Here is a 21,568-nt window from a genome sequence, read left to right as displayed (position 1 = left end):
GGTAGGYAAAGCAGCCGGACTTATGGTAATGGTTCTTGACACCGGAGCCAAAGCTCTTCCGCAAGAATCGGTAGCCGTCCAAGTTTCAGTTACCGTTCCTCCGCAAGCACCAGGTGTTGCTGAGAAGGTAGACGGATTGGAAGTACCACTAATTAAACAACCACCATTTAATCCGTTAGAGAACGCAATGGTAGAAGGTGCCGGAAGTGCTCCACACGCTACAGTTGTATCAGCCGGAGCTGTCATGGTAGGCAAAGCAGCCGGACTTACAGTAATGGTTCTTGACACCGGAGCCAAAGCTCTGCCACAAGAATCGGTAGCCGTCCAAGTTTCGGTTACCGTTCCACCGCAAGCACCAGGTGTTGCTGAGAAGGTAGACGGATTAGAAGTACCGCTGATTAAACAACCACCGTTTAATCCGTTAGAGAAAGAAATGGTAGAAGGTGCCGGAAGAGCTCCACACGCTACAGTTGTATCAGCCGGAGCTGTCATGGTAGGCAAAGCAGCCGGACTTATTGTAATAGTTCTAGAAACAGGAGCCAAAGCTCTGCCGCAAGAATCGGTAGCCGTCCAAGTTTCTGTTACCGTTCCTCCGCAAGCATTAGGTGTTGCTGAGAAGGTAGACAGATTAGAAGTACCGCTGATTAAACAACCACCGTTTAATCCGTTAGAAAAAGCAATGGTAGAAGGTGCCGGAAGTGCCCCACAAACTACTGTTGTATCGGCAGGAGCTGTCATGGTAGGCAAAGCAGCCGGACTTACGGTAATGGTTCTTGACACCGGAGCCAAAGCTCTACCGCAAGAATCAGTAGCGGTCCAAGTTTCAGTTAATGTTCCACCGCAAGCACCAGGTGTAGCGGAGAAAGTAGATGGATTGGAAGTACCGCTGATTAAACAACCACCGTTTAATCCGTTAGAAAAAGCAATGGTAGAAGGTGCCGGAAGTGCCCCACAAGCTACTGTTGTATTGGCAGGAGCTGTCATGATAGGTAAAGCTGCAGGACTTACGGTAATGGTTCTTGACACCGGAGCCAAAGCTCTGCCGCAAGAATCGGTAGCGGTCCAAGTTTCAGTTACTGTTCCACCGCAAGCACCAGGTGTAGCGGAGAAAGTAGATGGATTGGAAGTACCACTGATTAAACAACCACCATTTAATCCGTTAGAGAAAGCAATGGTAGAAGGTGCCGGAAGTGCCCCACAAGCTACTGTTGTATTGGCAGGAGCTGTCATGATAGGTAAAGCTGCAGGACTTACAGTAATGGTTCTTGACACTGGAGCCAAAGCTCTGCCGCAAGAATCAGTAGCCGTCCAAGTTTCGGTTACCGTTCCTCCACAAGCATCAGGTGTTGCTGAGAAGGTAGACAGATTAGAAGTACCGCTGATTAAACAACCACCGTTTAATCCGTTAGAAAAAGCAATGGTAGAAGGTGCCGGAAGTGCCCCACAAGCTACTGTTGTATCGGCAGGAGCTGTCATGGTAGGCAAAGCAGCCGGACTTACGGTAATGGTTCTTGACACCGGAGCCAAAGCTCTACCGCAAGAATCAGTAGCGGTCCAAGTTTCGGTTACTGTTCCACCGCAAGCACCAGGTGTAGCGGAGAAAGTAGATGGATTGGAAGTACCGCTGATTAAACAACCACCGTTTAATCCGTTAGAAAAAGCAATGGTAGAAGGTGCCGGAAGTGCCCCACAAGCTACTGTTGTATTGGCAGGAGCTGTCATGATAGGTAAAGCTGCAGGACTTACGGTAATGGTTCTTGACACCGGAGCCAAAGCTCTGCCGCAAGAATCGGTAGCGGTCCAAGTTTCAGTTACTGTTCCACCGCAAGCACCAGGTGTAGCGGTGAAAGTAGACGGATTAGAAGTACCGCTGATTAAACAACCACCGTTTAATCCGTTAGAGAACGAAATGGTAGAAGGCGCCGGAAGAGCTCCACATGCTACAGTTGTATCAGCCGGAGCTGTCATGGTAGGCAAAGCAGCCGGGCTTATAGTAATGGTCCTTGACACCGGAGCCAAAGCTCTACCGCAAGAATCGGTAGCCGTCCAAGTTTCGGTTACCGTTCCACCGCAAGCACCAGGTGTAGCGGTGAAAGTAGACGGATTAGAAGTACCGCTGATTAAACAACCACCGTTTAATCCGTTAGAGAAAGCAATGGTAGAAGGTGCCGGAAGTGCCCCACAAGCTACTGTTGTATTGGCAGGAGCTGTCATGATAGGTAAAGCTGCCGGGCTTACGGTAATGTTTCTGGTTTTGGTAATGGTTCTTCCATAGGCATCAGTGTATGTCCATGTTTCAACTAAGGTGCCACCACAAACACCTGCTGGTGTCTGAGAGCTTAATGTAGAAGTAACAGACCCACTGATTAGACAAGAGCCCGAACCACTGTTGGTATAGCTTAATGAACTGGTAGTTGCAGCACCACAGGCTACTGTTATATCAGAAGTTGAATTAAATACAGGAACAGCAGGGGTAGTTGCTGTAATGGTTCTTGATTTGGTTATTGTACATCCGTTTGCATCTTTGATTATCACGGTGTAGTCACCAGGTACTAAACCGGTGAGGTCTTGATTGGTTGATTGACCGGCAGGTATTGCACCTCCGTTGGAAGCAGTCCAAGTGTAAGTAAACGGAGCCGTTCCTCCTGTTGGAGTTAAGTCAATAGCTCCGGTAGCAGAACCACATTGAGATGGTGTTAGAGCAAATTCGCCATTCACACCGCCATTAACGGTTATGGATGGTAATTTTCCACATTTTGGAGAAATATCATTTGGGTTTATGGGACATGTCCCACCTGGAGTAGTCCACGCCTCCCATAGATTGGTGATCTTGATTACATCACCACAATTATAGGTGATTGGTCCAAAATCAAGAGAAGTAATTGCTCCTCCGGGAAGTGGTCCTCCACAGCCTGTTCGAGTAACAGACGAAATTAACGCACCCGTTGTACCACTGTAAATCTCCAGAGTACCCCAAAAGGCAAACGCTCCTCTGGTTGAACCAGTAGTGTTGTTGATTGACAGGGTTAGTGTTCTCGTTAAAGGAGTTGCTGTAGCACAAGAGTTACATAAATCTCCACCAGTTAGCTTAGCAGCAACGACTTCAAGGTCTTTTGAGGTACATGAAGTACTTGCTGGTGGAAAAGACTGTCCATACGTCATTGATATACTTAGTAAACTAAATATCAAAAACGCAAGCAGTTTTTGTGTAATAGTAGATTTTGATTTCATACGATTAGGTTTAGTAAAAAATAATTTTTTGAAAACTAGCATTATGGGCTTAGAGTTATTTTGTTGTAGGCGCTGTGGTAGAATAGATGTTCGGGTTATAATTTGTTAACAAAAGTACCGCTGGGGAACTTTATTTATCTATTTTCTCTGTAAACGACTTGAAAACTCGACCAAATGACATTTTTCTTTTAATCCATCGCTTTGGGATAGCGAATTCTGCGTGTTTTTTGTTTAATTTTTGACATATTATTTGGGGTTTAAGGGTTATAATTTTAATAAAATGACAGTTTTAACAGTTCGAAAGTAATGTATGTTTTTTAAACAACCAAAAAAAACATCGACAAAATGTATAATTTTATAGATAAAAAGCATTAATTAACATTTTTATAAGGTTTTTTACTACATTAAATTATCAACAATATCTTGTTTATAACATTTTTTAATTTTTAACATTTAATTAGAAAATAAAGCTATTAAAACTATTGACAGTTAATGTGGTTTTTATCATGAAATGAGTTAATATAGATGCCATTCATTCATTTCTTAAAAATGATTTGAGGTTGTTTCTTTTATTATACATATAATTGGCTTAAATTTATGTTCTAAAAAAGTTCAATTATGAAACAGCTCATTCTTATTCGCCATGCTAAATCAAGTTGGGAAGCACCACTTCGCGATTATGACCGGCCTCTGACGGCAAAGGGTATACAAGATGCTCATTTGGTTTCAACCAGAGTTATCAATGATATCCCGAAAACATTTTTAGTATGGAGTAGTGCTGCTAAACGCGCTTCGGAAACCGCTCTTATTTTCGCGCAAAACCTTTCGTTTCCTGTTGAAAGTATAGTGTTTAAAGAAGAACTGTATACTTTTGACGAAAGAAAACTGGAACAAATTATCAAATCCTGCCCTGATGAATATGATCATTTAATCGTTTTTGGACACAATGAGGCTGTTACAAATTTTGTCAATAAATTTGGAACTGTTTTTATTGATAATGTTACTACTTCGGGCTTTGTAAATATTATATTTGAAAATCAAAGTTGGAGTCACATTGAAAACGGAGTCACTAAAAAAGTCGTTTTCCCAAGAGATTTAAAATAAGTATGAGTACAGAACATAATTTTCGCTATATAGATCGAGAAAAAAGCTGGTTGGCATTCAATGCCAGAGTGTTACAGGAAGCCGCTGATGAAGCGGTTCCTTTGTTAGAAAGACTTCGCTTTATAGGTATTTTTTCAAATAATTTAGACGAGTTTTTCCGGGTGCGATTTGCGGCTATACGCCGGTTGAGTTTATCCGGGGCTACCGGTGAAAAAATTTTGGGGGGTATTACAGCGCAGCAATTGGTTAAAGATATAACCGAAATCGTCATTAAACAACAAGCCGAAAGTTTAAGAGTACTGAAAATAATAGAAAACGAACTTGTCAAGCAGAACATCATCATTGTTGATGAAACCGAAGTTTCAGCAGAGCATGAAAATTTTGTCAGAGAGTTTTTTATCCAAAAGATAAGTCCGGAACTGGTTACCATTATCCTTAACGATTTGGCTGAATTTCCACTTTTAAAAGATACTTCGGGTTATTTGGCTGTGAAGTTGGTTATGAAAACAGAAGCGAAACCCAAAATGTTAGGCTTGGTCAAAAAAGTAAAACCCGAGGTGCGTTATGCTGTTATCGAAATCCCCAAAAATACTAACCGAATTGTAGAACTTCCTAACAAAGACGGCAAACAATATTTGATGCTTTTGGATGATGTGATACGATACAACCTGAGCAGTATCTTCAATATTTTTGATTACGAAAGCATCTCTGCTCATATGATAAAAATTACCCGTGATGCTCAGCTCGATATTGACAGTGACATGAGTAAAAGTATGCTCGAGAAGATTGCCACTTCAGTAAAAGACAGAAGAATAGGTGAGCCCGTTCGTTTTGTGTACGACCAAAATATTGATAAAGACACCTTGAAATTTTTCCTGAATAAAATGGGGATTGATGCCTCAGATAGTATAATTCCGGGGGGTAGATACCACAACCGCCGCGATTATATGAGTTTCCCAAATTTAGGAAGATTTGACTTGCTGTACCCGCCAAGAATACCACTTCCGGTTGAAGGACTTTCTTTGGATGGCAGTATTTTAAACCGCATTGCCAAAAAAGATTATCTGGTAAACGCACCGTTTCAGTCGTTTTCGTATTTGATTAAATTCCTCAGAGAAGCAGCCTTGGATCCGAAAGTAACCTCAATAAAAATTACGTTGTACCGTTTGGCCAAAAATTCGCAAATTGTAAGTTCACTTATCAATGCGGCTAAAAACGGCAAGAAAGTTATTGTGCAAATAGAGCTTCAGGCCCGTTTTGACGAAGCCAGTAATATATCCTATGCCGAGCAAATGCAGCAAGAAGGGATCGAGCTCATTTTTGGAATCAAAGGCCTAAAAGTACATAGTAAAATATGTGTCATAGACAGGATTGAAGACGGAAAATTAAAGCGTTACGGATTTATTTCTACCGGAAACTTTAACGAAACTACAGCTAAGATTTACACCGATTTAACCCTGTTCACCAGTCACCAACAAATTTTGAAAGACGTCAATAAAATCTTTGATTTCTTTGATGTTAATTACCGAATACACCGTTACAAGCACCTGATTGTTTCCCCGCATTACACTCGTTCTAAGTTTTACAAACTGATTGACCGCGAGATCAATAATGCCAAAGTAGGCCGACCGGCGTATATTAATTTAAAAATGAACAGCCTTTCAGATTATCCTATTATTGATAAATTGTACGAAGCCAGCAATGCCGGAGTAAAAATCAAATTGCAGGTGCGCGGTATCTGTTCCTTGATTCCGGGAGTTAAAGGAATGAGTGAAAATATTGAAGCCGTGAGTATTGTTGATTACTTTTTAGAGCACACGCGTTCTTACATTTTCTGTAATAATGATGATCCCGAGGTTTATATTTCTTCGGCTGATTTCATGACGCGAAATTTAGACGGAAGGGTAGAAGTTACATGTCCTATTTATGATCCTGAAATCAAAAAGCAAATTATAGACACCTTTAATGTTGGTTGGAAAGGAAACGTCAAAGCCCGATTCCATTCTGAAAAATTCGAGAATAAATACCGAACCCGTAAAGAAGGGGAGCCTATTTTCAGAGCACAGCACGAAACTTATAATTACTACCGCGATCGTTTGGAAGTAATTCAAGACAAATTATAAACGCATCAGTATTGAACCAAGAATATGATTTCAATTAAAAAATATGCAGCTATCGATATCGGTTCCAATGCTATGCGATTGCTCATTGCTAACGTCGTAGAACAACCCGGAAAAGATACTCAGTTCAATAAAAGTGCCTTGATTCGAGTACCCATTCGACTCGGGCAGGACGCTTTTACCGTAGGTGAAATTTCGGAAGAAAACATTGACCGGATGGTTGATGCCATGAAAGCTTTTCAACTTTTGATGAAAGTATATAAAGTAGAAAAGTATAAAGCCTGTGCCACTTCGGCCATGCGCGAAGCCTACAACGGAAAAGAAGTAACCGGCATCATCAGGGAAAAGTCAGAAATTGACATTGAAATTATAGATGGTAAAACCGAGGCGGCCATTATTGCTTCTTCAGATTTACACAATTTCCTGAAAACCGATCAAACTTATTTATATGTTGATGTAGGTGGGGGTAGTACCGAGTTTTCGTTATTTTCCGAAGGCAAAATGGTGGCTTCCAAATCGTTTAAAAATGGTACAGTCCGTTTGCTTAATAATATGGTAACCGATATTGTGTGGCAGGAAATTGAAAAATGGATTAAAACTGTAACCGAAGATTATGAAAATATTACCATGATTGGCTCAGGTGGTAATATTAATAAGCTTTTCAAAATGTCAGGAAAACTGCAGGATAAACCTTTGTCATTTTTATACTTAAACTCTCAATATCAATATTTAAATTCGCTTTCCTACGAACAACGAATAGCCGAGTTGGGGTTGAATACTGACCGTGCTGATGTAATCATACCGGCTACCCGAATTTACCTTAATGCCATGAAGTGGAGCGGAGCCCGACATTTGTATGTTCCGAAAATAGGACTCTCAGACGGAATAGTTAAAGCCATGTATTACGAAAAGATTTAAAAAAAGTCCCGATTCATCGGGACTTTTTTTAAATATCTAAATCAAACATCTTTTTCAAAAGAGCCAGATTTGGATTGATTTCGACCAAACGGTTGTATTTTTCTTCATTGGTAAAAGCTTTTTTGACAACTAAAGTTTCATTTACTTTTACCTGAATCTGAATGTCGTGGTTGTGGAGTTTACCTCTCAAATATCCCAAAAGTTCGGGTCTTTCTTTTTCAAAATCGATTTTTGAACTTTCATTGGGCAACTCATGTATGATGGTGGTTCCGTCTAATGTTGGGTCGTTGATGGTTAGTAGCGAGGCAATAATCCGAAATCCTTTGTCTTCCATGCGTTGGGCATATTTCAGCCATTGCTCTAACATTTCGGTTTCGGTAAACGGTTCGTTGGGTAAATGAACGTCCTCTTTAACGGTAGTTTTAAATGTTTCGGCTATTTCTTTTTTGGCTTTAATACTGGCCAAAGAAAAAGCGGAAATTTTTGTGGTATGTAAGTTATTGGTTGTTGGTTGTTGGTTGTTGGTTGTTGGTTGGTTGGCGGTTGGTAATTTTGGTACAACCTTTTCCTCCGGTGCCTCAGTTAATGTTGCAGTTGGTGTGGTGTTTTCTGTTTTCTCAATATTTTGCACGTCGCTCTTTGCGCTTCGTACTTCCTGAATTGAAAAACTATTGTTGCGGTAATAGGTAGCCGGAATTATGAAATCAGCTTTTTTTTTTCTCCATCAAAAGTGATAGAGGCAATTTGCATTAAGGCTAATTCAACCAAAAGGCGTTGATTTTGACTGCTTTTGAATTTCAAATCACAATCATTAGCGATATCTATTCCTTTGAGCAGGAAATCCTGAGTTACTTTTTGGGCTTGTTGACCGTAAAGCTGCTGTGCTGCTTCTCCCATTTCTAACAACGAAAGCGTAGCGGGATTTTTGGCCACTAACAAATCGCGGAAATGCGATGCTAATCCGGCAATAAAATGATGACCGTCAAATCCTTTAGACAATATATCATTATAGGCCAATAGAATTTCGGGAATTTTATTTTCCAAAATCAAATCAGTCATGCTGATGTAAGTTTCGTAATCTAGTACGTTCAGATTCTCAGTTACGGCCTGACGGGTTAAATTGGTTCCGCAATAGGAAACTACGCGGTCAAATATGGAAAGCGCATCACGCATGGCACCATCAGCTTTTTGGGCAATAATGTGTAACGCATCGTCCTCAAATACTACTCCCTGACTTTTAGCTACTTCTGCCAAATGTTCTTTGGCATCTTTAATGGTGATTCTTTTAAAGTCAAAAATTTGACAACGCGATAATATGGTGGGAATGATTTTGTGTTTTTCGGTCGTGGCCAAAATAAATATCGCATGCTTTGGAGGTTCTTCTAAGGTTTTCAAAAAAGCATTGAAAGCAGCGGAAGACAGCATGTGCACCTCGTCGATAATATACACTTTATATTGTCCGGTTTGTGGCGGAATGCGCACTTGGTCAATCAAATTCCTGATGTCGTCAACCGAGTTGTTAGAAGCAGCATCCAATTCAAAAACATTGAAAGCAAAATCTTCAAACGGATCATCATAACCGGGTTGATTAATTTTACGGGCCAAAATTCGGGCGCAAGTAGTTTTACCCACACCACGCGGACCGGTAAACAACAGGGCAGAAGCCAAATGATTGTTCTCAATGGCATTGAGCAAAGTGTTGGTAATAGCCTGTTGTCCCACTACGTCTTTAAACGTTTGCGGTCGGTATTTTCGGGCTGATACTACAAATTGTTCCATAGAAAAAAAGTGTTCACAAATATAGATTATTAATTACGAATTGCAAATTACAAATAACGAATTATGAGTTATGGATTCACCTTTCATCATTTACAATCCCAAATTCTTTTGTCATCGTAGAGCAGTCTTAGAATCAATTCCTAAATCCCAAATTTTAATTTCATAATTCGTAATTCCTAATCCGTAATTCCTACCTTTGCCGCGCAGACCGCCTTATCGCTTCAACTTGTTGAAGAGGAAAGTCCGGACACCACAGAGTAGCATAGCGGGTAACGCCCGCCCGTCGAAAGGCGAGGACAAGTGCAACAGAAAGCAGGTACAGGTAATGCTGTAGTGAAACCAGGTAAACTCTATGCGGTGAAATTCCAAGTATATCGGCATTTAAGGGCTACTCGTCCGTTGTCGAAGGGTAGGAAGCTTGAACCAATGAGCAATTGTTGGTCTAGATAAATGATAAGGCCCCACCACAACAGTGGAGACAGAATCCGGCTTACAGGTCTGCTTTTTTTATGCTTCTTTTTGATTAATTCCTAACTTTGTTACAAACCACAGTTTTTCACTGGTCAAATTAATCCTTCTGTAGTTATGAATGAACATATTGTTAAAGTTCTTGAAGCCAAATTTATTACTCACGATGTCAAACGTTTTGTGGTTGAAAAACCCAACGGTTTTGACTTTATTCCGGGACAGGCTACCGAGGTTTCCATCAACCTGCCCGAATGGAAAACCCAACGGCGACCGTTTACATTTACCAATTTAAGAGAATCGAATTATTTGGAATTCATGATTAAACTGTACAATGATCATGAAGGGGTTACTAACAAATTGGGCAAAACTAATGCCGGTGCTGAAATTATTTTGCACGACGTTTTTGGGGCTATTCAATATAAGGGTCCGGGTGTATTTATTGCAGCCGGTTCGGGAATAACGCCTTTTATTTCTATTTTTCGAGAGTTGTATAAACACAATCTCATCAAAGGAAACCGATTGATTTATGCCAATAAAACTTCGGAAGACATCATCATGGGAGCGGAATTACAAAAAATGCTCAAGAATAATTTTGTCAATGTACTAACCAGAGAAAATACTATCGGATTCATAGGAAAGCGGATCGATCGAAATTTTCTGATTGAAAATATTGTTGATTTCAGCCAGCGTTTTTACGTTTGCGGTCCCGATGATTTTGTAAAAGACATCACCAAGTATTTGGTTGATTTAGGTGCCGATTTTGATTCGTTGGTTTTTGAGAAATAACTAACTTTCGTTTTCATCCTCAAAATCATCATCTTCATCATCATTCCTTTCAAATTCGAAGAAAGAAAACACAGAACCTCCGTAATTTTTTTGGAAGGAATAATGTGCCATGTGGTCTAACTTGGTATACTTTGAATGCTCTACCACAAGCATGCCTTCTTCATCTAACAATTCGTTTTCAAAAATGAGTTCAACGATTTTTTCGAATTCATTTTGCGTCATACCGTAAGGCGGATCGGCAAAAATAATGTCATAATTCCCGGTGTGTTTTTCCAAAAACTTGAACACATCACTTTTGAGTGCCGTAATATCAAAATCAAACTCCTTGGCGGTTTTTTTGATGAAGTTTACACAGCCCATGTCGCCGTCAACACACAATATGGGCGAACAGCCCCGCGAGGCAAATTCGTAACTGATGCTTCCGGTACCAGCAAAAAGCTCCAGTACTTTCAGCTCTGAAAAATTGAAATGATTGTTCAGTACATTAAATAAGGCTTCCTTGCTCATATCGGTAGTAGGACGCACCGGAAGATTTTTGGGAGGCATTATTCTTCGGCCTTTGTATTTGCCCGAAATGATTCTCATGAGTGTAACAGTATAAAGTGCTCGCGATTTTCGGTTTCCGAAAAATGATTCGACATAAAACTTACGTCAAATAAAGAAACATTACGAACGTATTTGTAAGCGATGGTGTAAAGCGCATCTCCTTTGGTAATTTTGCCCAACAATTCTAGTTTAAAGTGCTCCGGATTGAGGTGCAATTGTTCGGCGGTAAACAATATATAATACAGGAAATCTTCGGGAGTTTTATAATCGAATGAATTGTAAAGCTGCAGTTGTTGATTCTGAATGATGACAATTTCAAAATGAGTATCGCTCACATGAACGAACATTTTGCGCTCGTCATTATTTTTGGATATTTCCAGAAGTTTGTTTACCAGTATGGTATTGGCATGCTTGTAGTCAAAAGTCCCAAAGCGATCAATGAAATAGTTGTTCATATTTACATACGGAATGTAAACGTTATTCATTTCGTAATTGGGCAATTCGTCAAAAGCAAAAAAATCGGTTTCAAAAACTTTGGTATTGAATTGCAGGTAGCTGCCCAAATAATCTTCGTCAAACAAAGCGGTCGGGACAAATGTCGATAAATTGTTGTTGTGAATAATCACAATATCGTCATAACTAGCTCTGAGTTCGGGATGTTTTTGAAAAGCTTCGGCAAATAAATCTTCTATCTGGGCCGTGACGTGCACTTTGCCTAAATCAATTGTACGCATCACCAATGGTTTGTTCATCAGTGTGTCAAAAGTAGCAAATGACAAACCGTTCAGTGAAACCTGAATAGCGAGTTTTTGGTAGGTTTTATCAACAACACTGCTGTTTTGCCACATGAGTTACCTGGTTTATAGGAATGGCAAACTTACAAATTTATAGCGAACTGACGAACTTTGGATAACTTCTACTTTTTGCCTGCCAATTTATGGATGCAATCGCCTATATTTGAAATCCAATTTTTCAGTTAATTACCAAATGACTTCTTCTCAGTTTTACAGTGTTTTACGCAAGCAGTTTCCGTTTCAGCCTACTGTAAAACAAGATGTTTTTTTTCAGCAGATTGCTGTTTTTTTGACCAATACCAATAAGGAGGAGCTTTTTGTTTTAAAAGGTTACGCCGGTACAGGAAAGACCACTGTGATTTCTACTATAGTAAATAATCTTTCGGTCATCAACAAAAGATATGTCTTGTTAGCTCCAACCGGACGGGCTGCCAAGGTCATCGCTAATTATTCTAACAAAGAAGCATTTACCATTCACAAAAAAATTTATTATCCGAAAAAAGCAAAAAGTGGCGGCGTTTCTTTTACCATGAAAGAAAATAAACACAAGAACACCATTTTTATCGTTGATGAATCTTCTATGATTTCGGACGTGAATACCGAATCGAAGTTGTATGAAAACGGTTCGTTGCTCGATGATTTGATGTCCTATGTATATAATGGTGAGAATTGTAAGTTGATTTTACTGGGTGATACTGCACAGCTGCCGCCGGTACAGTTGGATGTGAGCCCTGCTTTGAATACCGATTCTTTGTCTATGCATTACAACAAAGAAGTCTTTTCGATTGAGTTGGATGAAGTCATGCGTCAGGAGGAACGATCGGGAATTTTGTATAATGCTACCGAGTTGAGAGCCATTTTAAAAAGTTCTTTTGCCGATACTTTTCAATTCCATTTAAGAGGATTCAAAGACATTGTTCGTTTAACGGATGGCTACGACATACAGGATGCTATTCAAAGTGCTTACAGCAATTACAGTATAGAGGACACTTGTTTTATAGTGCGTTCCAACAAAAGAGCCAATCAGTACAATCAGCAAATCAGGAGTAAGATTTTAGACAAAGACAGTGACCTTTCGGTAGGCGATTATCTGATGGTTGTGAAGAATAATTATTTTTGGTTAAAAGAAACCGATGAAGCTGGATTCATTGCCAATGGTGATATCATAGAAGTATTGGAAATTTTTGGGTTTAAGGAATTGTATAGTTTTAAGTTTGCCAAAGTAAAAGTAAGAATGGTCGATTACCCAAACCAGAAACCTTTTGAAACGGTACTGCTGCTTAATACATTAACCAGTGAATCCCCTTCGCTTACTTATGAAGAAAGCAATACCTTGTATCAGGAAGTGATGAAAGATTATGAAGGCGAAGCACAATACCGCAAGTTTCTCAAAGTAAAGAGCAATGAGTATTTTAATGCATTGCAGGTAAAATTTTCCTATGCCATAACTTGTCACAAATCGCAGGGCGGACAATGGAGCACAGTATTTATTGAGCAACCGTATCTGCCTAACGGCATTGATGTTGATTATGTCCGTTGGTTGTACACTGCCGTAACCCGTGCCAAAGACAAACTCTACCTCATTGGTTTTAAGAATGAGAGCTTTGAAGAATAATCACTAATTATGAATAATAAAAGATAGAGAAAACTCAGTAACTTAGCCATTCACATTTAAGTTGAAGAACAAGATTAAATAAATCAGCTGTTTTATAAAATGAAAATCATCGCCGTCATTCCCGCTCGTTATGCCTCGACCCGTTTTCCTGCTAAGCTTATGCAAGACTTAGGAGGCAAAACCGTCATTACCCGAACTTATGAATCAGCTGTAAATATCGGTTTGTTTGATGATGTTTTTGTAGTTACCGATTCGATTTTAATTTATGATGAAATCCTCAATAACGGAGGCAAAGCCATCATGAGTATAAAAGAACACGAGAGTGGAAGCGACCGCATAGCCGAAGCTGTCGAGAATTTGGAGGTTGACATCGTTGTCAATGTTCAGGGCGATGAACCGTTCATTAATAAGGAACCTTTGGAAAAAGTTATAGAGGTTTTCAGAAGTGATTTTGAAAGAAAAGTTGATTTAGCTTCCTTAATGGTAGAAATTAAAAACCAAGACGATATCAACAATCCTAATAATGTGAAAGTCGTAACTGACCAAAGCGGTTTTGCCTTATATTTTTCCCGTTCGGTGATTCCTTATCCACGCGATACTAATGCCGGAGTGCGCTATATGAAACACATTGGTATTTATGCTTTCCGCAAAGAGGCCCTGATGGCATTTTATCGTTTACCTATGAAATCGCTCGAAGCTTCTGAAAAACTGGAGCAATTGCGGTATCTCGAATTTGGCAAACGCATCAGAATGGTCGAGACCACTCATGTCAGCATTGGTATTGATACCCCCGAAGATTTAGAAAAAGCCCGTCATTTTTTAAATTCCTGAGACTTGATCATTATTTCTAAAATTCTTCACTTTCGTGATCAAAATAGCCTTTGTTTTTGATTTTGTTGGTAAAGAAACTCAGAAACAAAACCACAAACGATAAGAAGAACAAAGCCTGAAAACTAACCAGTATTTTGGCATAAGTGGTAACCGGTACAAAATCGCCAAAGCCAATAGAGGAAGACGTCACCATGCTGAAATAGATGGGGTCGTACCAGTTTTCAAACGGGCGGTTCATATTGTTGCCGCAAGTATACAATACCCCGAAAGAGAATACGATTTCGATATAATTAAAGAATAACAACAACATCGAACGTTTGTAGGAACGTGGTCGCGAAAGCATGTCTGAGGCAAAAATCAAAGTGGGAATGTATAAAATGGTTTCAAACAATACATATACCATAAGGGCAATCAATATCTTGTTAGTTTGCCAATCGTTCACCAGAATTAATAATGGAAATGCCACTTTTAGCAACACGTAAATATCCATTGATAAATCACGGTATTCATAACCAATTTTATGTGCCAGTTGTTTGATATATAAACCGGGAAACAACAACTGGGATATGGAAAGCAGCAAACGGACAATTTTTTCTATACCGTTATCATCCTGATGGTCATTGTTCCAAATCGCACGTATGTTTGCGATACGTTTTTGAATGGGAGTGATGTTAAACTTTGTTCGGTCTCTCGAAGTAATTTTACCCAGCAAAAGTTTCTTTAAAAATTGTTTCATCAGGCCAGTTTTTTAATGGTAAACAATTCGTTGTGTTCTTCTACTTTAGGATACATTCGCAGCGAATAATTGCCGTTGAATTTATTTTTATAATTCAAGTTTCGTTCTTTGTGCTCCTTGTTAATTACCATGGTGTTGAACAAGATAAATCCGTGAGGGTTGAGCAATGAGTTGATTCGGTTGATGAAAAAGTCTTCAAACAAAAAGTTAGGCATTTTTGTATCCTCAAATATATCAATGATGATTAAATCGTAAGTCAGTTTGGTTTTTAGCACAAATTCAAACGCATCGTCAATCACCAGTTCCAAGTTAGGGATGGTATCGAGTTTAAAATACTCTTTGGCAATATCAATAATCTGTTCATCAATTTCAACTCCGGTTATTTTGCCGGTAAATTTGATTTCGTCTACCAGTGTTTTGATTACACTACCACCGGCAACACCCAATACCAATATGCTTTCAAAATTTCGAATGCGATCAAATCCTATATATTTCAGTCCTTTTCTCAAAATGCGCTGCAGGCTGCCATAAGAATAATTGGTGTGTTTACTATCCAGTACCAACTGCCCATTGTTCCAGGTGACTTCCAGAGACTTGCTTATCTTTGAATTTCTCTTATACACATTTACCGGAAGAAAATAGCTGAATAGTTTTTGCAACATCGAAAATAATTTTCTCAAAAGTAGGGGATAAATGTTAAATTTACACAAAATAAAACAAGTGAAAAGACGATTGTACCAATTTATTTTTTTCCGGATATTGGGTTGGAAAATTATCGGAACAATAGAAGAGGAAGTCAAAAAATGTGTGCTAATGGTTATGCCTCACACGTCTAATTTTGATTTTTTTCTGGGCTTGTTTTCCCGAGGAATTATTGGTTTGGAGATGAACTTTGTGGGAAAAAAAGAACTTTTTATCTTTCCGTTTGGGTATTATTTCAAAAGCATAGGAGGAGCACCTTTAGACAGAAGCGGCGGTAAAAATTTGGTAGACTCTATAGTAGACGTCTTTAATTCCCGTGAGGTTTTCAGAATGGCTATAGCTCCTGAAGGCACACGCAAGAAAGTGACCCAACTCAAAACAGGATTTTATTACATAGCTCTTAAAGCCGGTGTTCCCATCATTCCGGTGGCATTTGATTATGCCAAAAAAGAAGTCAGAATTGGTAACCCATTCTATGTTTCCGGTAATTATGAAGCGGATATGGAGCTTATTTTACCTCACTTTAAAGAAGCTCAAGGCAAGTTTCCCGAGAGACAGTTTCAAGTTTAAAACCACATCAATGAATTATTCAGCATTCCACGAAAAATATAAAGAAAGCAGTCTTTTTGGCAGATACATAACTTTGAAACATATCGAACCATTACTCACAAAGTTTCAGGTTCAAATTGTCGGGCATTCTGTTTTAGGAAAACCTATTTACCAATATAAAACAGGAACTGGACCCATTAAAATTTTAATGTGGTCTCAAATGCACGGCAATGAAAGTACGACTACCAAAGCGTTATTTGATTTCATCAATCTGCTTAATGCTGATGGGGAGTTAGGAAAAAAAATGCGATCCGAATTTACTTTTTGTCTGCTCCCAATGCTCAATCCCGATGGTGCTTCAGCCTACACTCGTGAAAATGCCAATACCGTAGACTTGAACCGGGATGCTCAAAACCAATCTCAACCCGAGAGCAGAGTGCTCCGTCAGGTTTTTGAGGCTTTTCAACCTCACTATTGCTACAACCTTCACGACCAACGCACTATTTTTGGAGTAGCCGATACCGGAAATCCGGCGACCGTTTCCTTTTTGGCACCCGCCTACAACGAAGCTAGGGATATTAATGAGGTTCGCACTAAAGCTATTAAGGTCATAGTAGCCATGAATAAAGTTTTGCAGCAATTGATTCCAAATCAGGTAGGACGTTTTGACGATTCGTTTAACATCAATTGTGTCGGCGATACGTTTCAGTATCTTAATGTACCTACAATTTTATTTGAAGCCGGTCATTTTCAGCATGATTATCAAAGAGAAACAACTCGTAAATATATTTTTATTGCTCTGCTTGCCGGAATTCAATTCTTGAGTAATACTGACATAGTTGGCAACGAAATTCAATATTATTTAGAAATTCCGCAAAATAAAGTCGTTTTTTATGACTTTGTTTATAAAAATGTCAAAATAAATTATGATGGTATTGAAAAAATTATCAATTTTGCAGCACAATTCAAAGAGGTTCTTACTAAAGATGCAGTAACATTTGAAGCAAGAATTGCACAAATAGAGCAGTTGGAAAATTATTTTGGTCATGTGGTTATTGATGCCAAGGGAGCAAGATACCGGGATGATGCAGATGGTTTTCCGAAGATTGATCAAAAAGCTGATTTTTATTTGGGCGAAAGCATGAAAATTGTTAATGGCTCAATAAGTAATCACAATATGGTATAAGTCTTTGAATTACAGAGTAAATTATAGTAAATAAAATCTTTTTTATGAGTAAATTTCGCTTAGATGAAGTAGACCACCAAATCTTGGATATGTTGATTGACAACACCAGAATCCCATTTACAGATATTGCCAAAAAATTATTGATTTCGGCAGGAACCGTTCACGTCAGAGTGAAGAAAATGGAAGATTCGGGTATTATTACAGGTTCTTCATTGTCTTTGGATTATGAAAAATTAGGGTATTCTTTCATTGCTTATGTAGGTGTGTTTTTGAATAACACCTCACAGACTAAATTTGTTTTAGAGAGAATCAATGAAATTCCGTATGTAACTGTTGCTCATGTTACCACCGGTAAGTTTAATATCTTTTGTAAAATAAGAGCGAAAGACACTAAACATGCCAAAGATGTAATCTTCATGATTGACGATATTGAAGGAGTATACCGAACTGAAACCATGATTTCTTTGGAGGAAAGTATCAACGATAAAAAACGTTTGATGCATACCATTTTCCAGGAATTAGACTAGTTTGACTGAAAATAATAAACAGACCTCAAGTAGTAATGCTTGAGGTTTTTTTATGTCTTGTTGATTCGGTTTTTTGCATAACGCCGGGAGCCTCTTGTAAATTGATAATGCTATTTCTGTTACTGTTTTGCCAAAAAATCCACATCTTTGTACTATCAAATAATCATCTATGAAACCATCACAATTACAACCCGGTGAATATGCACACTATTATGCCGATTACATCAGCCAAGTCTCTGAAGAATATTCGTTAACCGAAGAACTCGAAATTTCGGTTCATCGTTTGATTAAATTTGTGCAAAATATACCTCTGGACAAATTTGATTACCGTTATGCCGAAGGCAAATGGACAATAAAAGACATCCTTCAACACCTTATTGATGCCGAAAGAATATTTGCTTATCGTGCATTGCGATTTGGACGTAATGATCTGACTCCCTTGGCGAGTTTTGATGAAAATGATTATGTAAACGTTGCCAATGCCAATAATAGAAGTATACAGGATTTGTTGACCGAATTGCTGGTCGTACGTCAGGCAACTTTGGCATTATTCAAATCGTTTACCGAAGTGGAGTTAATGCGTATAGGAACTGCCTCAAACAACCCAATGTCGGTTAGGGCTTTGGGCTTTGTCATCATCGGACATCAAAATCACCATCAGCGTGTTTTTCAGGAGCGGTATTTATAATAAAAAAGCCCCGAATTATCGGGGCTTTTTTATTTGAGTATTATTCTTCGTCGTCTTCGTCTTCCAAGTTGTTGTCTGAATCATCAAAATCATCATCGTCATCGTCATCATCGTCCTCAGAATCGCCGCCGTCTTTCAGTAAATCAACTTCTTCATCGTCTTCATCTGCGGTAATAGCATCCTCATCATCGTCCAAACCTTTGATAGGTTCGATAGGCTCAATTACCGAATCAATATCGTCCTCTTCGTCGAATTTTTCCATACGGCTAGCTAATTTGGTACTAACTTTTACCAGATATATGGTGTCTTCAGTTCGTACTTCTACTGCTTCAACCAATTCGTTTTGAGCATTTCTGAAACGAATGATATCAGAGTCATCATAGCCTTCAGGAAATTTCTCTACCAATAGGTTTAGTATGTCTCCGGTTAGTTTAGCATAATCTACAATAATTCTTCTCATAAAAAATCTTTTATAAATCTAATAAGTAAGCAAAAATTAGTGGCGCCACAATGGTAGCATCCGATTCGATAATAAATTTGGGGGTAGTAATGTCAAGTTTTCCCCAAGTGATTTTCTCGTTAGGGACAGCTCCTGAATAAGAACCGTAACTTGTTGTTGAATCTGAAATTTGACAAAAATAACTCCAAAACGGTACGTCGTGCATTTCCATATCCTGGTATAACATCGGTACTACGCAAATTGGGAAATCACCTGCAATTCCGCCGCCAATTTGGAAGAATCCAACTCCTTTTCCTGAGCTGTTTTTAGTATACCAATCGGCTAACCACATCATGTATTCGATACCACTTTTCATAGTTGTCGGTTTGAATTGACCTTTGATGCAATACGAAGCGAAAATATTACCCATAGTACTGTCTTCCCAACCCGGAACTACTATTGGAAGGTTTTTTTCTGCAGCAGCTACCATCCATGAATCTTTCGGGTCAATTTCGTAGTACTGTTTTAATACTCCTGAATTGATCATTTGATACATGAATTCATGCGGGAAATAGCGCTCTCCTTTAGAGTCAGCATTATTCCAAATGTCGAATAAGTGTGACTGCAGTCTTCTGAAAGCTTCTTCTTCGGGGATACAAGTGTCGGTTACTCTGTTGAAATGGTTTTCTAATAAATCCCATTCTTCCTGTGGAGATAAATCTCTGTAATTCGGAACTCTTTTGTAAGAATTGTGAGCCACCAAGTTCATGATGTCTTCTTCAAGGTTGGCACCAGTACAAGAAATTATGTGCACTTTGTCCTGACGGATCATTTCGGCTAATGATTTTCCTAATTCGGCAGTACTCATGGCACCGGCCAATGTTATCATCATTTTACCGTTATCAAGCAAGTGTTCTTCATATCCTTTGGCTGCATCAACAAGGGCAGCGGCGTTAAAGTGAAGGTAGTTTTTTTCTATAAACTGACTGATGGGTCCTTTCATTTTGTAATAAAGTTGTTAGTAGTTTGCGGTTCAAAGAAAAACTTTTTTTCTAAAACCACAAACTGTTTTTATAATTTAATTATGTTAAAAGTACTGGTTTTTTTGCAGATTATTATTTTCCGTATCCCAATATTTTCAGGACGTCTTCAGAGCTTTGTTGTTCTGAAAATACCTCGGTGGCCAGGATTCCGTTTTCATCCCGATCAATCAGAATGTGTTTGGGTTGCGGAATCAAACAGTGGTGCAATCCGCCAAATCCTCCGATGGTTTCCTGATAAGCTCCGGTATTAAAGAAACCAATGTACAAAGGCTTTTCTTTGTTGTATTTAGGCAAATATACAGCATTCATATGTTGTTCTGAATTGTAATAGTCGTCGCTGTCACAAGTCATACCACCCAAAAGCACTCTTTCATAAGTGTCATTCCAGCGGTTTACAGCCATCATTACGAAGCGTTTGTTGATGGCCCAAGTATCGGGTAGAGTAGTAATAAATGAAGAGTCAATCATGTTCCAGTTTTCTCTGTCATTTTGTTTTTTCTGATAAAGAACCTGATAAATAGCACCTCCTGATTCTCCTACGGTGAACGAACCGAATTCGGTAAAAATATGAGGAACATCTACTTCGGCTTCGTCACAGGCAATTTTAATCTGATTCAAAATTTCTTCTACCATATATTGGTAGTCGTATTCAAAGGCCAGTGAGTTTTTAATAGGGAAACCACCACCGATATTGAGGGAGTCCAACGTTGGGCATTCGCGTTTTAAGTTAATGTACACTTTCATACATTTCAACAATTCGTTCCAGTAGTAGGCAGTATCTCGGATTCCGGTGTTGATGAAAAAGTGAAGCATTTTCAGTTCCACTTGTTTATTTTCTTGAATTTGCTTTCTGTAAAATGGCACAATGTCTTTGTAGCCAATTCCTAAACGAGAAGTATAGAACTCGAACTTTGGTTCTTCCTCTGCGGCAATACGGATTCCGATTTTGAATTTACCTTTAATTTGTTCCTGTAACAAATCTAATTCTTCGTAATTGTCAATAACCGGAATGGTTTTGTTGTGACCATTGTTAATCAAACGAGCAATATTGGAAACATATTCATCTCGTTTGAACCCATTACAAACTACGTAAGTATTTTTGTTTATTTTACCTTCTTCCATCAATTTCTCTACGATATTGATGTCATAAGCTGAAGAAGTTTCAATATGGATATTATTTTTAAAAGCCTCATTCATGATGAATTTGAAATGAGAACTTTTGGTGCAGTAGCAGTAGTAGTACTTTCCTTCGTAACCATTTTTTTCCATGGCTTTTCTGAACCAGCCTTTTGCTTTGTTGATGTTGTTGGAAATAGCCGGTAAATAAGTGAATTTCAAAGGGGTGCCGTATTGTTCAACCAATTTCATCAAATCGATGTTGTGGAACTGAAGGTTGTCTTTGTTTAGTGTAAATTCTTCTTGAGGAAAATAGAATGTTTGATTGATTAAGTCGAAATATTTAGTGTTCATTTAGATTAAGAATTACAGATTAATTTATTTTTAAAA

Annotated in this window: 20 protein-coding genes and 1 other RNA gene; 11 read left to right on the top strand and 10 right to left on the bottom strand. The window is 38.7% G+C overall.

Annotated features, from left to right (window positions below; all coding sequences use genetic code 11):
- Window positions 1-3,231 (bottom strand): hypothetical protein (locus EZL74_RS12865; protein ID WP_131477072.1); only part of this gene is annotated, 3,231 nt, incomplete at its 3' end.
- Between the two features lie 618 nt (window positions 3,232-3,849).
- Between EZL74_RS12865 and EZL74_RS12860 the strand changes: the two genes are divergently transcribed.
- Genes EZL74_RS12860 through EZL74_RS12850 form a run of 3 tightly spaced genes read left to right on the top strand, consistent with a single transcriptional unit; the run spans window position 3,850 to window position 7,373 of the window.
- Window positions 3,850-4,335, top strand: a complete 486-nt coding sequence (locus EZL74_RS12860) for a SixA phosphatase family protein (RefSeq protein ID WP_131477071.1) — start codon at window positions 3,850-3,852, stop codon at window positions 4,333-4,335.
- Window positions 4,336-4,337: 2 nt separating this feature from the next.
- The gene (gene ppk1 / locus EZL74_RS12855; RefSeq protein WP_131477070.1) at window positions 4,338-6,458 is read left to right on the top strand and encodes a polyphosphate kinase 1; all 2,121 of its coding nucleotides are present in this window, start codon (window positions 4,338-4,340) and stop codon (window positions 6,456-6,458) included.
- 24 nt (window positions 6,459-6,482) lie between these two features.
- Window positions 6,483-7,373, top strand: coding sequence for a Ppx/GppA phosphatase family protein (locus tag EZL74_RS12850; RefSeq protein WP_131477069.1), 891 nt, complete (start codon window positions 6,483-6,485; stop codon window positions 7,371-7,373).
- 28 nt (window positions 7,374-7,401) lie between these two features.
- On the opposite strand, the gene EZL74_RS12845 is transcribed toward EZL74_RS12850, so the two are convergent.
- Together EZL74_RS12845 and dnaX are read right to left on the bottom strand one after the other, a co-directional pair.
- Window positions 7,402-8,004 carry a DNA polymerase III subunit gamma/tau gene (locus tag EZL74_RS12845; protein ID WP_240034604.1) on the bottom strand — a complete coding sequence of 201 codons (603 nt, stop codon included), beginning with the start codon at window positions 8,002-8,004 and terminating at the stop codon, window positions 7,402-7,404.
- Window positions 8,005-8,069: 65 nt separating this feature from the next.
- Entirely contained in the window at window positions 8,070-9,152 is a 1,083-nt protein-coding gene (dnaX, locus tag EZL74_RS12840) for a DNA polymerase III subunit gamma/tau (RefSeq protein WP_131477068.1), read from the bottom strand.
- Between the two features lie 200 nt (window positions 9,153-9,352).
- On the opposite strand from dnaX, the gene rnpB reads away from it, so the two are divergent.
- Window positions 9,353-9,661, top strand: an RNA gene (gene rnpB, locus EZL74_RS12835) — RNase P RNA component class A.
- 76 nt (window positions 9,662-9,737) lie between these two features.
- Window positions 9,738-10,406, top strand: coding sequence for an FAD-binding oxidoreductase (locus EZL74_RS12830; protein WP_131477067.1), 669 nt, complete (start codon window positions 9,738-9,740; stop codon window positions 10,404-10,406).
- Here EZL74_RS12830 and rsmD read toward each other — a convergent pair whose 3' ends face one another.
- Window positions 10,407-10,991 carry a 16S rRNA (guanine(966)-N(2))-methyltransferase RsmD gene (gene rsmD / locus EZL74_RS12825; RefSeq protein WP_131477066.1) on the bottom strand — a complete coding sequence of 195 codons (585 nt, stop codon included), beginning with the start codon at window positions 10,989-10,991 and terminating at the stop codon, window positions 10,407-10,409.
- Entirely contained in the window at window positions 10,988-11,800 is an 813-nt protein-coding gene (locus tag EZL74_RS12820) for a DUF3822 family protein (RefSeq protein ID WP_131477065.1), read from the bottom strand. The genes rsmD and EZL74_RS12820 overlap by 4 nt, the downstream gene beginning before the upstream one ends.
- Window positions 11,801-11,939: 139 nt before the next feature.
- Here EZL74_RS12820 and EZL74_RS12815 point away from each other — a divergent pair, with 139 nt between their 5' ends.
- Together EZL74_RS12815 and kdsB are read left to right on the top strand one after the other, a co-directional pair.
- Entirely contained in the window at window positions 11,940-13,361 is a 1,422-nt protein-coding gene (locus tag EZL74_RS12815; RefSeq protein WP_131477074.1) for an ATP-dependent DNA helicase, read from the top strand.
- A gap of 99 nt (window positions 13,362-13,460) precedes the next feature.
- Window positions 13,461-14,192: a 3-deoxy-manno-octulosonate cytidylyltransferase gene (kdsB, locus tag EZL74_RS12810; RefSeq protein ID WP_131477064.1), complete on the top strand. Its 732-nt coding sequence runs from the start codon at window positions 13,461-13,463 to the stop codon at window positions 14,190-14,192.
- 16 nt (window positions 14,193-14,208) lie between these two features.
- Here kdsB and EZL74_RS12805 read toward each other — a convergent pair whose 3' ends face one another.
- Together EZL74_RS12805 and EZL74_RS12800 are read right to left on the bottom strand one after the other, a co-directional pair.
- A complete protein-coding gene (locus EZL74_RS12805; protein ID WP_131477063.1) occupies window positions 14,209-14,928 on the bottom strand; it encodes a potassium channel family protein in 720 nt (239 codons plus the stop codon).
- A complete protein-coding gene (locus EZL74_RS12800) occupies window positions 14,928-15,590 on the bottom strand; it encodes a spermidine synthase (protein ID WP_131477062.1) in 663 nt (220 codons plus the stop codon). The genes EZL74_RS12805 and EZL74_RS12800 overlap by 1 nt, the downstream gene beginning before the upstream one ends.
- 31 nt (window positions 15,591-15,621) lie before the next feature.
- Between EZL74_RS12800 and EZL74_RS12795 the strand changes: the two genes are divergently transcribed.
- The 4 genes from EZL74_RS12795 (at window position 15,622) to EZL74_RS12780 (ending at window position 18,580) form a co-directional block, all read left to right on the top strand.
- Entirely contained in the window at window positions 15,622-16,200 is a 579-nt protein-coding gene (locus EZL74_RS12795; RefSeq protein WP_240034603.1) for a 1-acyl-sn-glycerol-3-phosphate acyltransferase, read from the top strand.
- A gap of 10 nt (window positions 16,201-16,210) precedes the next feature.
- Window positions 16,211-17,365, top strand: a complete 1,155-nt coding sequence (locus EZL74_RS12790) for a M14 family metallopeptidase (RefSeq protein WP_131477061.1) — start codon at window positions 16,211-16,213, stop codon at window positions 17,363-17,365.
- A 44-nt stretch (window positions 17,366-17,409) separates the two neighbouring features.
- Window positions 17,410-17,892, top strand: coding sequence for an Lrp/AsnC family transcriptional regulator (locus EZL74_RS12785; protein ID WP_131477060.1), 483 nt, complete (start codon window positions 17,410-17,412; stop codon window positions 17,890-17,892).
- A gap of 169 nt (window positions 17,893-18,061) precedes the next feature.
- Window positions 18,062-18,580, top strand: a complete 519-nt coding sequence (locus EZL74_RS12780) for a DinB family protein (protein ID WP_131477059.1) — start codon at window positions 18,062-18,064, stop codon at window positions 18,578-18,580.
- A gap of 40 nt (window positions 18,581-18,620) precedes the next feature.
- Here the strand turns inward: EZL74_RS12780 and EZL74_RS12770 are convergent, their stop codons facing one another.
- The 3 genes from EZL74_RS12770 to EZL74_RS12760 all read right to left on the bottom strand — a co-directional run bounded on the left by EZL74_RS12770 (window position 18,621) and on the right by EZL74_RS12760 (window position 21,532).
- Complete coding sequence (locus EZL74_RS12770; RefSeq protein ID WP_193553768.1) at window positions 18,621-19,040, bottom strand: DNA primase; 420 nt, start codon at window positions 19,038-19,040, stop codon at window positions 18,621-18,623.
- Between the two features lie 10 nt (window positions 19,041-19,050).
- Window positions 19,051-20,022, bottom strand: a complete 972-nt coding sequence (locus EZL74_RS12765; RefSeq protein WP_131477058.1) for a deoxyhypusine synthase family protein — start codon at window positions 20,020-20,022, stop codon at window positions 19,051-19,053.
- A gap of 112 nt (window positions 20,023-20,134) precedes the next feature.
- Window positions 20,135-21,532 carry an arginine decarboxylase gene (locus EZL74_RS12760; RefSeq protein WP_131477057.1) on the bottom strand — a complete coding sequence of 466 codons (1,398 nt, stop codon included), beginning with the start codon at window positions 21,530-21,532 and terminating at the stop codon, window positions 20,135-20,137.
- Window positions 21,533-21,568: the final 36 nt, after the last annotated feature.

This window comes from Flavobacterium silvisoli, from assembly GCF_004329815.1.
Classification (GTDB): Bacteria; Bacteroidota; Bacteroidia; order Flavobacteriales; family Flavobacteriaceae; genus Flavobacterium; species Flavobacterium silvisoli.
The sequence above is the reverse complement of the archived record's forward strand: the minus strand, read 5'-3'. Positions and strand labels throughout refer to the sequence as shown.

Excerpts from the sequence above, each read along its gene's own strand:
- EZL74_RS12850 (WP_131477069.1), top strand. The coding sequence starts at position 6,483 with ATGATTTCAATTAAAAAATATGCAGCTATCGATATCGGTTCCAATGCT.
- EZL74_RS12860 (WP_131477071.1), top strand. The coding sequence starts at position 3,850 with ATGAAACAGCTCATTCTTATTCGCCATGCTAAATCAAGTTGGGAAGCA.
- EZL74_RS12805 (WP_131477063.1), bottom strand. The coding sequence starts at position 14,928 with ATGAAACAATTTTTAAAGAAACTTTTGCTGGGTAAAATTACTTCGAGA.
- EZL74_RS12770 (WP_193553768.1), bottom strand. The coding sequence starts at position 19,040 with ATGAGAAGAATTATTGTAGATTATGCTAAACTAACCGGAGACATACTA.
- EZL74_RS12780 (WP_131477059.1), top strand. The coding sequence starts at position 18,062 with ATGAAACCATCACAATTACAACCCGGTGAATATGCACACTATTATGCC.
- EZL74_RS12830 (WP_131477067.1), top strand. The coding sequence starts at position 9,738 with ATGAATGAACATATTGTTAAAGTTCTTGAAGCCAAATTTATTACTCAC.
- EZL74_RS12795 (WP_240034603.1), top strand. The coding sequence starts at position 15,622 with ATGTTAAATTTACACAAAATAAAACAAGTGAAAAGACGATTGTACCAA.
- ppk1 (WP_131477070.1), top strand. The coding sequence starts at position 4,338 with ATGAGTACAGAACATAATTTTCGCTATATAGATCGAGAAAAAAGCTGG.
- EZL74_RS12790 (WP_131477061.1), top strand. The coding sequence starts at position 16,211 with ATGAATTATTCAGCATTCCACGAAAAATATAAAGAAAGCAGTCTTTTT.
- rsmD (WP_131477066.1), bottom strand. The coding sequence starts at position 10,991 with ATGAGAATCATTTCGGGCAAATACAAAGGCCGAAGAATAATGCCTCCC.
- dnaX (WP_131477068.1), bottom strand. The coding sequence starts at position 9,152 with ATGGAACAATTTGTAGTATCAGCCCGAAAATACCGACCGCAAACGTTT.
- EZL74_RS12820 (WP_131477065.1), bottom strand. The coding sequence starts at position 11,800 with ATGTGGCAAAACAGCAGTGTTGTTGATAAAACCTACCAAAAACTCGCT.
- EZL74_RS12760 (WP_131477057.1), bottom strand. The coding sequence starts at position 21,532 with ATGAACACTAAATATTTCGACTTAATCAATCAAACATTCTATTTTCCT.
- kdsB (WP_131477064.1), top strand. The coding sequence starts at position 13,461 with ATGAAAATCATCGCCGTCATTCCCGCTCGTTATGCCTCGACCCGTTTT.
- EZL74_RS12785 (WP_131477060.1), top strand. The coding sequence starts at position 17,410 with ATGAGTAAATTTCGCTTAGATGAAGTAGACCACCAAATCTTGGATATG.
- EZL74_RS12815 (WP_131477074.1), top strand. The coding sequence starts at position 11,940 with ATGACTTCTTCTCAGTTTTACAGTGTTTTACGCAAGCAGTTTCCGTTT.
- EZL74_RS12800 (WP_131477062.1), bottom strand. The coding sequence starts at position 15,590 with ATGTTGCAAAAACTATTCAGCTATTTTCTTCCGGTAAATGTGTATAAG.
- EZL74_RS12765 (WP_131477058.1), bottom strand. The coding sequence starts at position 20,022 with ATGAAAGGACCCATCAGTCAGTTTATAGAAAAAAACTACCTTCACTTT.